This window comes from Gemmatimonadales bacterium (assembly GCA_035502185.1).
Taxonomy (GTDB): domain Bacteria; phylum Gemmatimonadota; class Gemmatimonadetes; order Gemmatimonadales; family JACORV01; genus Fen-1245.
In genome coordinates this window covers 91,790-103,196 of record DATJUT010000015.1, presented here as the reverse complement: position 1 = coordinate 103,196, position 11,407 = coordinate 91,790, and the positions used below count along the sequence as shown (strand labels likewise).

At 73.0% G+C, this 11,407-nt stretch carries 11 protein-coding genes; 9 read left to right on the top strand and 2 right to left on the bottom strand.

The genetic code is table 11. The features are described from left to right. Positions 1-21: 21 nt before the first annotated feature. Both VMF70_01955 and VMF70_01950 read left to right on the top strand, forming a co-directional pair. A complete protein-coding gene (locus VMF70_01955; GenBank protein HTT66770.1) occupies positions 22-1,422 on the top strand; it encodes an amino acid permease in 1,401 nt (466 codons plus the stop codon). 8 nt (positions 1,423-1,430) lie between these two features. Beyond that, positions 1,431-2,144, top strand: coding sequence for a glycosyltransferase family 2 protein (locus VMF70_01950; GenBank protein HTT66769.1), 714 nt, complete (start codon positions 1,431-1,433; stop codon positions 2,142-2,144). Between the two features lie 79 nt (positions 2,145-2,223). Here VMF70_01950 and VMF70_01945 read toward each other — a convergent pair whose 3' ends face one another. Next, complete coding sequence (locus tag VMF70_01945; GenBank protein ID HTT66768.1) at positions 2,224-3,630, bottom strand: response regulator; 1,407 nt, start codon at positions 3,628-3,630, stop codon at positions 2,224-2,226. Between the two features lie 104 nt (positions 3,631-3,734). Between VMF70_01945 and VMF70_01940 the strand changes: the two genes are divergently transcribed. After that, entirely contained in the window at positions 3,735-5,270 is a 1,536-nt protein-coding gene (locus VMF70_01940) for a YifB family Mg chelatase-like AAA ATPase (protein ID HTT66767.1), read from the top strand. A 56-nt stretch (positions 5,271-5,326) separates the two neighbouring features. Here the strand turns inward: VMF70_01940 and VMF70_01935 are convergent, their stop codons facing one another. Further along, a complete protein-coding gene (locus VMF70_01935; GenBank protein HTT66766.1) occupies positions 5,327-5,755 on the bottom strand; it encodes a hypothetical protein in 429 nt (142 codons plus the stop codon). Positions 5,756-5,803: 48 nt separating this feature from the next. Between VMF70_01935 and thpR the strand changes: the two genes are divergently transcribed. From thpR to VMF70_01905, 6 genes are all read left to right on the top strand, one after another. Continuing rightward, positions 5,804-6,391, top strand: coding sequence for an RNA 2',3'-cyclic phosphodiesterase (thpR, locus tag VMF70_01930; protein HTT66765.1), 588 nt, complete (start codon positions 5,804-5,806; stop codon positions 6,389-6,391). Between the two features lie 3 nt (positions 6,392-6,394). Next, on the top strand, positions 6,395-7,048 hold the full coding sequence (locus VMF70_01925; GenBank protein HTT66764.1) for a hypothetical protein: 654 nt from the start codon (positions 6,395-6,397) through the stop codon (positions 7,046-7,048). Beyond that, entirely contained in the window at positions 7,045-8,409 is a 1,365-nt protein-coding gene (locus tag VMF70_01920) for a sigma-54 dependent transcriptional regulator (GenBank protein HTT66763.1), read from the top strand. Before VMF70_01925 ends, VMF70_01920 begins: the two co-directional genes overlap by 4 nt. Next, a complete protein-coding gene (locus VMF70_01915; GenBank protein HTT66762.1) occupies positions 8,406-8,951 on the top strand; it encodes a hypothetical protein in 546 nt (181 codons plus the stop codon). The genes VMF70_01920 and VMF70_01915 overlap by 4 nt, the downstream gene beginning before the upstream one ends. Before the next feature lies 1 nt (position 8,952). After that, a complete protein-coding gene (locus VMF70_01910; protein HTT66761.1) occupies positions 8,953-10,449 on the top strand; it encodes an aldehyde dehydrogenase family protein in 1,497 nt (498 codons plus the stop codon). A gap of 93 nt (positions 10,450-10,542) precedes the next feature. Then, positions 10,543-11,406, top strand: a complete 864-nt coding sequence (locus VMF70_01905) for an RNA polymerase sigma factor RpoD/SigA (GenBank protein HTT66760.1) — start codon at positions 10,543-10,545, stop codon at positions 11,404-11,406. The last annotated feature ends 1 nt before the right edge of the window (position 11,407 follow it).

Here is an 11,407-nt window from a genome sequence, read left to right as displayed (position 1 = left end):
CTCTCCATTGGGTGATGCATCATGAAGTACCCCGAAGCAGGCGGCAAGTATCCAGGTTATGCCCGACGGCTCGGCCTGTTCTCCGGCACGATGCTGGTGATCGGCGGAATCATCGGAGCGGGGATCTTCCGCAGCCCCCCGCTCGTCGCCGAACGGGTCCGCACGCCCTCGCTCACCCTGGCCGTCTGGGGCCTGGGCGGACTGATCGCCCTCGGGGGGGCCTTCTGCTTCGGAGAGCTGGGCGCCCGCAAGCCGCGGGCGGGCGGCGGCTACGTCTACCTGCGCGATGCCTACGGCCCCCTGCCGGCGTTTCTGTACGGCTGGGCCCTGCTGCTGGTGATGGCCACCGGCGCCATCGCCGCCGTGGCGGTGACGTTCGCAGGCTATCTGGGCCGGCTCGCGGGCCTGCCCGAGGGAGCCACCATTCCCGTGGCGGTCGCCGCCATCGCCCTTCTTTCGACGGTCAACTACCTGGGTGTTAAGCCGGGCGCCGTGACCCAGAACGTGTTCACCGTCCTGAAGCTCGCCGCCCTGGCCCTGCTGATCGGGGCCGGCCTGCTGTTGAGGATGCACGGGGCCGGCCCTTCGTCGCTCGCCACGCCGGCGCCGCCGGCCAACGTGATCCTGGCGGTCGGCGCGGCACTGGTGCCGGTCATGTTCACGATCGGCGGCTGGCAGCAGTCGAACTTCATCGCCGAGGAGATGATCGACGCCGAGCGGAACCTGCCGCGGGCCTTGGTGATCGGCGTCACCGTCGTCGTGGTCGTCTACCTCCTCGCGAACGTCACCTACCTCCGGGTGCTCGGCGCGCCGGGCCTCATCGCCAGCACCGCCCCGGCGGCGGAGGCGATGCGCGCCGTGCTGGGCAGCCGGGGCGAGACGTTGATCGCGGCCGGGATCGCCTTCTCGACCTTCGGGTTCCTCAACCTGGTCATCCTCGTATCGCCGCGGGTTTACCAGGCCATGGCGGCCGACGGCGTCTTCTTCCCCCGCCTGGCGCGGCTCCACCCGCGCTACCGCACGCCGGCGGCGGCGATCGTGTTCCAGGGGGTGTGGGCCATCCTGCTCACGCTGAGCGGGACCTACGGGCAGCTGCTGGACTACGTGGTGTTCGGCGACTGGATCTTCTTCGGCCTGGTGGTGAGCACGCTGTTCGTCTACCGGCGGCGCGGGCGCCCGGCCGCGGCCCCCCCCTCGCCGGCGGGGCCGCCCGCGGGGTCCGGTGCGGAGCCTGCCGCGGCCGGCGGCTACCGGGCGTGGGGCTACCCGTGGACGCCGGCGCTGTTCGTGCTGGCGGCCCTGTACGTGGTGGCCAGCTCGGTGGCGTCGAACCCCCGGAACGCGGCGATCGGGGCACTGCTGCTCGCCGTGGGCGTGCCGGTGTTCCTGTTCTGGAGGGCGCGCAACGCCCGAAAGGTGTAGACTGCGGCGTGGAACTTTCCGTCGTCATCCCGGCCCACGACGAGGCCGGGAACGTGGGACCGCTGGTGCGGGAGATCGGGGCCGCGCTCCGGGCGGCCGGAGCGCCGGCGTACGAGGTCGTGATCGTGGACGACGGCAGCACCGACGGCACGTCGGAGCGGGCGCGGGAGGCGGCGGGCGAGGTGCCGGCGCTGGTCGTGGTCCGCCACCCGTCGCCGCAGGGGCAGAGCTTCGCGACCCTGACCGGCGTGCGCGCGGCCCGGGGCCGGTGGGTGGCGACGCTGGACGGCGACGGCCAGAACGACCCCGCGGACATCCCCAGGCTGCTCGCCGCCCGCGCCGCGGCGCCCGCCGGGGGCGCGGGTCCGCTGCTCCTCGCGGGCTGGCGGAAGGCCCGGCGCGACACCTGGCTCAAGCGGGTCTCGTCGCGGGTGGCGAACGGGGTCCGCGGCCGCCTGCTGGGCGACTCCACACCCGACACCGGGTGCGGTCTCAAGCTGTTCGAGCGCGACGCCTTCCTGGGCCTGCCGCACTTCGATCACATGCACCGCTTCCTGCCGGCGCTGTTCCTGAGGGCCGGCGGACGCGTGGTGTCGGTCGAGGTCGGCCATCGCCCGCGGCTGCGGGGACGGTCGCACTACGGGCTGTTCAACCGGCTGTGGGTCGGCATCGCGGACCTGTTCGGCGTGCTGTGGCTGATGAAGCGGGGACCGCGACGCTAGGGCCGCGCCGGTGTCGGTGGCCGGCGGCGGCGCGGCGGCGAGGGCGCATGGCAGGGCACCGGCTACCGGGCCCGCGTCCTCAGCGCCGCAGCAGGTGGCGGTGTACCCGCGCCACCAGCTCGACCGGAGAGAACGGTTTCACGATGTAGTCGTCCGCGCCGAGCTCGAGGCCGCGCACCACGTCCTGCTCGCGGCCCATCGAGATCAGCATCATCACCGGCATGGCGTGCAGCGCCGGCTCGGCACGCAGCCGGCCCAGCAGCTCGAAGCCGTCCATTCCCGGCATCTTGACGTCGAGAATGGCGAGCGAGGGGCGGAGTTGCGCGGCGGCCCGGCTGGCTGCGAGACCGTCGGCGAAGTGCCGGACGGCGATGCCCTCGCGCTCGAGCCGGTGCTTCACCACCGACACGATCAGCTCGTCGTCCTCGGCGAGAAGGACCAGGCGGGGAGCGGCGGGCCCCGGCTCGATCGACGAGCGGACCGCGTCTCCGCCGTCGGAGCGCGCGGACACCAGTTGACTCTCGGCTTCGGCCAGCGTCTCCTCGAGCGCGCCGCTCGCCGTCCACTCCGCCACCCCGGCGGAGAAGGTGAGCGGGCCCACCTGCCCCTCGGCCGGCGGTGCACGGCGCACCGCGCGCAGGGCCTCCGAGACCGCGGAGGTGGCGGCGGCTTCGTCCGCGTCCGCGAAGAGGATCGCGAAGGCGGCCCCGGCCCAGCGAGCTGTGCACACGGCGCGTCGCAGCGCGCGGGCGAGCGTGCGGGCGGCCAGCGACAGCGCCCGATCGGCCGTGCCCCAGCCGCTGGCGGAGGCGAGGGTGCGGTACTGATCCAGCTCCGCCAGCGCAACCGAGACCGGCGACGCGCCGTCGCGGCGGGGGCCGGCGGTGCGCTCGAACGCCTCGCGGAACGCGGCGCGGTTGGGCAGGCCCGTGACGGGGTCGCGCCGGGCGTCGGTGGCGACATGGAGCGCCCGCGCGAGGCTCGAGGTGACCGCCGCGGCCACCGCGATCGGGTCGAACGGCTTGGGGATGTACGCGTCCGCACCGAGGGCGTAGCACTCGGCCCGCGTCTCGGGCGAGCCGTGGCCCGAGAGGACGATGATCGGCACCGCCGACGTGCGGGGATCGTCGCGCAGCCGCGCCAGCACGGTCCGGCCATCGGCGTCCGGCAGCAGCACGTCGAGTACGACCAGCGCCACGGGGTGCCGGGCGAGCACCTGCTCCGCCTCCGCGGCGGAGCCGGCCGAGTACAGGGCGCGGCCCGACGCGGCGAGCACGACCGACAGGACCCTGGTGACGTCCGGGTCGTCGTCCACCATCAGGACGCCAGGCGGGGCGGGGCCCGTGGCGGCCGGCGCGGGGCCCGCGACCGACTCGGCGACGGAGCGGCGCAGGGCTTCGAGCGCGTCGTCGCCAGGACCGCCCCCGGCGGCCGCGCCGGCGCGCTGGTTCAAGCCGTCGCCGAACTGCTGCGAGAGGTCGTCCATGGGCTCGCGAATATATGGCGCCCGGGCCGGCGCAGCCGCAACGCCGCGCGCCGCGGCGCAGCGGATCGCTGGGGGCGTTCGGGCGCGGGCGCCTAGCCTTCGGGATGCTGGCGCGGATCACGTCCGCCGCCGTGCTCGGGATCGACGCCTACCTGGTGAGCGTCGAGACCGACATCGCCAACGGCCTGCCGTCGTTCGTGACCGTCGGCCTGCCGCAGGGAGCCGTCAAGGAGGGCCGCGAGCGCGTCAACGCCGCGATCCACAACGCCGGCTACGAGTTTCCCCTCAAGCGGGTCACGGTCAATCTCGCCCCGGCAGATGTAAGGAAAGAGGGCTCGGCCTTCGACCTGCCGATCGCGCTCGGCGTGCTGGCGGCGACCGGGCAGATCCGCCCGGCGGGGCTCGACGGCTACGTGGTGCTGGGCGAGCTGGGCCTCGACGGCGAGATCCGGCCGGTGCGGGGCGCGCTGTCCATGGCCGTGGCGGCCCGACGGTTGGGCTGTGCGGGCGTCATCCTGCCGGATGCCAACGTCCGGGAGGCGGCCGTGGTGGAGGATCTCGACGTGCGCGGCGCACGGACGCTGGGCGAGGTGATCGCCCATCTGGACGGCGGGCCGCCGCTGGCGCGCGCCGCGGTGGACGTCGCGGCGCTGTTCGCCGCCCGCGCCGAGGCGGACGTGGACTTCGCCGAGGTCAAGGGTCAGGAGCACGTGAAGCGGGCGCTGGAGGTCGCGGCGGCCGGCGGCCACAACATCCTGATGATCGGCCCGCCAGGTGGCGGCAAGACGATGCTCGCGCGCCGTCTCCCGACGATCCTGCCGGAGATGTCGCTGGCCGAGGCGCTGGAGACCACCAAGATCCACTCGGTGGCGGGGCTGCTGCCCGCCGGCGAATCGCTGATCGCGGTCCGCCCGTTCCGCTCACCGCACCACACCATCTCCGACGCGGGGCTGATCGGCGGGGGCAGCTACCCGCGGCCGGGTGAGGTGAGCGTGGCCCACAACGGCGTGCTGTTCCTCGACGAGCTGCCGGAGTTCCGCACCAACGTCCTCGAGGCGCTGCGGCAGCCGCTGGAGGACGGCGTGGTCTCGATCAGCCGCGCGGCCACTTCGCTGAGTTATCCCGCGCGCTTCATGCTCGCGGCCGCGATGAACCCGTGCCCGTGCGGGTACCTGGGCGACCCGGCCCGCGCCTGCGTCTGCTCGCCGGTGATGGTGCAGCACTACCGCAGCCGCCTCTCCGGCCCGCTGCTGGACCGGATCGACATGCACATCGACGTGCCGGCGGTTCGCTTCCGCGAGCTGTCGGAGGAGCGGGGCGGGGAGCCGAGCGCCCGGATCCGGGAACGCTGCGCGCGGGCCCGGGCGGTGCAGCGGGCGCGCTTCGCCGGCCGGGCCGGCGTGTTCGCCAACGCGCACATGGCGCCGCGGGACATCCGGGTCCACTGCGCGCTCTCCGCGTCGGCCGACGCGCTGCTCCGGACCGCCATCGCCCGCCTGTCGCTGTCGGCGCGCGCCTACCACCGGGTGCTGAAGCTGGCGCGAACGGTGGCCGACCTCGCGGGAGCGGCCCGGATCGAGCCCCCACACGTGAGCGAGGCGATCCAGTATCGGAGCCTGGACCGCCTCGCGCGCCGGTGATCCGGCGGGCGGCGCGCACCGGCGCCGGCGGCGCCGGGCCCGCGCCCCCAGGGGGCTCAGCGCCGGTTCATCGTCAGGCGGCCGTTGAGCGTGCGGGACGTGTACAGGCCCTCGAACTGGGTCGGGGCGCGAAGCGTGCCCTCGATGCGTGCGTCGCCGTCCGGCGTGTCGAGGATGATCGTGATGTGGTTGCCCTGGGCCTGCGCCGTGCGGACGAAGTACGGCCGGTTCGCCACGTCGAGCTGGAGGTTGCCGCGGTAGCCGTCGCCCGACGGCACCAGCCGCAGCATCCCGGTGTTGGGCGACATGCCCTGCTGGACGAGCTCGACCGCCCAGTCGCCGGTCAGGTCGATCTGGCCCGGCGCCGCCTGCGCCTGGGCCGGCGCGGCCTGCGGAGTGGGCGTGGTGGAGGGCGGCGCGTGGCTGCACGCGACGGCGAGCGCCGCGCACGTCGCCACTCTGAGTGCCGGGGACGGGATTCGCACGGCGGACTCTCCCGATAAGTGGACGGACGATTAGGTTAGAGCGCGTGAATGGAAAGCGCTAGCGTGCGGCTCTTCGTGGCCGTGAATCTCCCCGCCGACGAGCGGCGGAGGGCCTGGGCGGCGGCGGCGCCGCTCCGGGCGGCGCACCTCCCGGTGCGCTGGGTGGCCGAGGACGTGCTCCACCTGACGCTGCGCTTCCTTGGCGAGGTCGAGCCCGAGCGGGTGCCCGGCATCGAGGAGGCGCTGCGCGGAGCGGTGCGGGCGGCGCGCCCGTTCACCGTGACGCTGGGCGGCGTGGGGGCGTTTCCGAGTCTCGGGAAGCCAAGGGTGGTCTGGGTGGGCATCGAGCACCATCCGGCGCTCGAGCTGCTGGCCAACGACGTGGAGCTGGCGCTGATGGCTCTCGCCTTCGAGCCGGAGCTGCGGCCGTTCAGCCCCCACCTCACCCTCGGGCGTGCCGAGCGGAGCGCGCGGCCCGCCGCGTTCAAGGACTTCGCGCGTCTCGCCGCGGAGGTCGGCTACACGGGCTCGACGACCGTCGAAAGCGTGGACCTGATGCAGAGCACCCTGGGCCCTCACGGGGCCAGCTACGCGGTGCTGTCGCGCGCCCCGCTCGCCGGCGGGCAGGCGGCCTAGCCGATGGGATGCCTCCGCAAGGCGCTCGCCGGCGTCGGTTGCCTGGTCGTGCTGGCGGCGATCGTGGCGGGGTATCTGTTCCGTGATCGCCTGGTCGCGGTGTGGCGGCGCGTGCGCGGCGTGCCCGAGCCGCCGCCCGCGGTGTACGTGATGCCCGCGCCGGGGGCGGCGGCGCACGCCGAGTCGGCCCTGGCCAGCCTGGCCCGGCCCGTGCGCGGGGGCAGCGCCTACGTGGACCTGACGGCGTCCGAGCTGGCCGCCCTGATCCAGGGGCAGGTCTCCGGCACCTCGCGCGGCGTGCTGGACTCCGTGGCGGTGGCGCTCGGCGAGGGGCGCATCGAGGTCCGCGGGTCGCTCGACGTGTCGGTACTGCCGCGGCGCCTCCTCGGCCCGCTGTCGCAGGGGCTGGGGCGGCGCGAGCCGGTCGTGGCGGGCGGGACGCTCGCGGCGCGAGCCGACGGGCGCGTGGTCTGGACGATCGACGAGCTCAAGATCCACGACTTCGACTTCCCCCGGCAGGTGATTCCCTCCATTCTCCGTGCCATGACCGTCACCGGCGCGCAGGGCGCCTCCGTGCCGATCCCGCTGCCGGCGGGCGTGGGCGACGTGCGGGTGAGCCGGGCGGCGGTCCGTCTCTACCGGGCCGCGAGCCGATGAGCCACCGCATCCTGGTGGTGGACGACGAGCAGGGCGTGCGCGAGGCGCTGCGCCAGCTGCTGGAGTATGAGGGCTACACCGTGATGCTGGCGAACTCCGGGCCCGAGGCGCTCGACGCGCACGCCGAGTTCCAGCCGCACCTGGTGCTGCTCGACGTGAAGATGGCGGGGATGGACGGCCTGGCGGTGCTGGCCAAGCTGCGCGAGACCGATCCGCACGCGCTGGTGGTGATGATCTCGGGCCACGGCACCATCGCCACGGCGGTGGAGGCCACGCAGCTCGGGGCCCACGACTTCCTGGAGAAGCCGCTGGACACGCACCGCGTCCTGCTGACGCTGAAGAACGCGCTGCAGCACGTGGTCCTCTCGCGCGAGGTGCGGGCGCTCAAGGCCGCCGTCGAGCAGCGGCACGAGATCGTCGGCTCCTCCGCCGCCATCCGGCAGGTGATCGAGCGGATCGAGAAGGTGGCGCCGACGCCGGCGCGGCTGCTCATCACCGGGGAGAACGGCACCGGCAAGGAGCTGGTGGCGCGGGCGGTGCACCGGCTCTCGCCGCGTGCCAATCGCGCGTTCGTCGAGGTGAACTGCGCGGCCATCCCCTCGGAGCTGATCGAGTCCGAGCTGTTCGGCCACGTGAAGGGCTCGTTCACGGGCGCGTTCGCCGACCGGGTGGGGAAGTTCGAGCTGGCGGACGGCGGCACGCTGTTCCTGGACGAGGTGGGGGACATGAGCGCGGCGGCGCAGTCGAAGGTGCTGCGCGTGCTGCAGGAGGGCGTCATCACGCCGATCGGGTCCGCGCGCGCGGTGAAGGTGGACGTGCGGGTGATCGCGGCCACGAACAAGAAGCTCGAGGACGAGATCGCGGCGGGCCGGTTCCGCGAGGACCTGCTGTACCGGCTCAACGTGGTGCCCATCGACGTGCCGCCGCTGCGGGCCCGGCGCGAGGACATTCCGCAGCTGGTGGAGCACTTCGTGGCGCAGCTCGCGGTGCAGCAGGGCCTCGGGCCGCGGAGCCTCTCGTCGGGGGCGGTGGAGCGGTTGCGGCGCCACCTGTGGCCGGGCAACGTCCGCGAGCTCCGCAACACGGTGGAGCGGCTGATGATCCTGGCCAACGGCGAGCTGATCGACGAGGCGGATGTCACGCGGATGGTGGGCCCCGCGGCGGAGGAGGCCGGGCTGGGCGACGCGCTGCTCGGCTCGGCGAGCTTCGAGGAGTTCAAGCAGAACGCGGAGCGCGCGTTTCTGCTGGCCAAGCTGAAGGAGCACGACTGGAACGTGAGCGAGACCGCGCGGCGGCTCGACATGCCGCGCTCCAACCTCTACAAGAAGATCGAACGCTACCGTCTCACGAGGGCGTCATGACCGGCGGACAGGGACCGCGGGACTGGGACAAGGAGCTGGCACAGATCGACAAGCTGATCGCCACGGGCGCCGGGCAGTCGAGCCCGCCGGCCGCCGCGCCCCCGGGCCGGGCGGCCCCCGCGGGGGCCGCGCGCGCCGGGGCGCCCCCGGTGCCCGCGGGCCCGCGCCCGCGTGCGGTCGTCTTCACGTGGCTGCGGCTGCTGCTCGGGCTCGCGATCGGGGTGGGGATCACCCAGTGGCCGTACGCGCGCGGCTGCGGCCTCCTGCTGTTCGGCTATCTCGGCGCGGTCGGTGGCGTGATTGTTGCTGGCCTGTGGAGCACGATTTCGTCGTGGCGGACGCGGTCGGGGCTCGCGCACGTGCTGTCGCTGGGGCTGGTGTGCTGGGGCGCCATCCTGGGCGCCCGCGAGGTGCTGCCTCGCGTGGGCTACGCCCGGACGCACGCCGCCTGGCTGTGCCCGGCGAATCCGTCCGGCCCCGCCCAGCCCGCCGCCCCGTCCGGGTCCCCGGCGGCAGGGACGCATCCTCAGGGAGCCTTCTGACATGGCGAAGACGTTCAAGAACTTCATCGGCGGGCAGTGGGTCGAGCCCTCGACCGGCGAGTACATGGAGAACCGGAACCCGGCCGACTGGGGCGAGCTGATCGGCCGGTTCCCGAAGTCCGGTCCGCGCGACGTCGAGCGGGCGGTCCGCAGCGCGCTGGCGGGCTTCGAGCGGTGGCGCCGCGTCCCGGCCCCGCAGCGCGGCGACGTGCTGCGCCGCGTGGGCGACCTGCTGGTGGAGCGCAAGGAGACGATCGCCCGGGCGATGACCCGCGAGATGGGGAAGGTGCTGGCGGAGACGCGCGGCGACGTGCAGGAGGGCATCGACACCGCGTACTACGCGGCGGGTGAGGGCCGGCGGCTGTTCGGCCACACGGTGCCGAGCGAGCTCAGGGACAAGTGGGCGATGAGCACCCGGCGGCCGATCGGGGTCGCCGGCATCATCACGCCGTTCAACTTCCCGATGGCGATCCCGACCTGGAAGATCTTCCCCGCGCTGTTGTGCGGGAACGCGGTGGTCTTCAAGCCGGCCAACGACGTCCCGCACACCGGCACGCTGCTGGTCGAGGTGCTGCTCGACGCGGGCCTCCCGCCGGAGGTGATCCAGCTGGTGCACGGCCGCGGCTCCGCGGTCGGCAACGCGCTGCTCGAGCACCCGAAGGTGCCGCTGCTCTCGTTCACGGGCTCGACCGAGACCGGCGCGCGGCTGGGCGAGGTGTGCGGGCGGCTGCACAAGCGGCTGTCGCTCGAGATGGGCGGCAAGAACGCCATGATCGTGATGGCGGACGCGAACCTCGAGCTGGCACTGGACGGCGTGCTGTGGGGCGCGTTCGGCACCACCGGCCAGCGGTGCACCGCCACCTCGCGGCTGCTGCTGCACCGGAAGATCCACGACCGGTTCCTCCGGATGCTGTGCGACCGCGTCGAGAAGCTGCGGCTGGGCAACGGGCTTGAGCCGGCGACCGAGGTCGGGCCGCTGGTCAACGAGGGGGCGCTCCAGACCACGATGAAGTACGTGGAGGTCGGCAAGCAGCAGGGCGCATCGCTGGAGGTGGGCGGCCGGCGCGCCGGCGGCGGCAAGCTGGCCAGGGGATGGTTCTACCGGCCCACGGTGTTCGCCGGGGTCAAGCCGCGCTCGCGGCTCGAGCAGGAGGAGATCTTCGGGCCGGTGCTCGCAGTGACGCGCGTCGCTTCCCTGGACGAGGCGATCCGGGTCAACAACGACGTGAAGTACGGCCTGTCGAGCTCGCTGTACACCAGCAACGTGGACGCGGCGTTCCGCGCGGTGGAGGACATCGACGCCGGCATCACCTACATCAACGCGCCCACCATCGGCGCGGAGGCGCACCTGCCCTTCGGCGGCGTGAAGGAGACGGGCAACGGGCACCGCGAGGGCGGCTGGGCGGTGTACGATTTCTTCTCCGAGACCAAGGTGGTGTACGTCGACTACTCGGGTCGACTGCAGCGGGCGCAGATCGACACGTACGGCGAGGAGTAGCCGCGAACCGGGAGCGGCGAGAAGGCCTGACGGCTCTTGCCCTCCCGTAGGGGCGTGGGTACACTAACGGTGATCGCACCGTAGCGGAGCTTCATGGCACGGCATCTGCCTTCCGTCCGGAAGACGTCGGTCGACGAAGGCTCGCTGGATCAGTACCTCCGCGAGATCAGCGCGTACCCCCTCATCTGCCGCGAAGACGAGATCGACCTCGCCGTCCGCATCAAGCGGAACGAGGAGGAAGCACTCGACAAGCTGGTCCGCTCCAACCTGCGGTTCGTGGTCTCCGTCGCCAAGAAATATCAGAACCAGGGCGTCTCGCTCGCCGACCTGATCAACGAGGGCAACCTCGGCCTGATCCGCGCGGCGCACAAGTTCGACGAGACCAAGGGCATCAAGTTCATCTCCTACGCCGTGTGGTGGATCCGCCAGGCGATCCTCCAGGCGCTCGCCGAGCAGAGCCGCATCGTGCGGGTGCCGCTGAACCGCGCCGGGACGCTGCACCGGATCGGCAAGCGCTCCTCCGCGCTGCAGCAGGAGCTGGGGCGCGAGCCCACGGTGGAGGAGATCGCCGAGGGCATGGACATCAGCGAGGAGGAGGTCGCCAAGACCCTCTCCATCTCGCAGAGCCATCTCTCCCTCGACGCGCCGATGAGCCCGGGTGAAGACAACAAGCTGCTCGACTACCTCCCCGACACGCTGAACCCCACGCCCGACGAGCAGACGTTCGAGCACGCGCTGAGCGAGAGCATCGAGCGGGTGCTCGGCACGCTCAAGGAGCGGGAGGCGAAGATCCTGCGCTTGTACTTCGGGCTCGACGGGCAGGAGCCGATGACCCTGGAGGAGATCGGGAGCCTGCTGGGCATCACCCGCGAGCGCGTCCGACAGATCAAGGAGAAAGCCCTGTCGCGCCTGCGGCACATCTCCAAGGCGCGCGCCCTCGAGAGTTTCCTCACCTAGG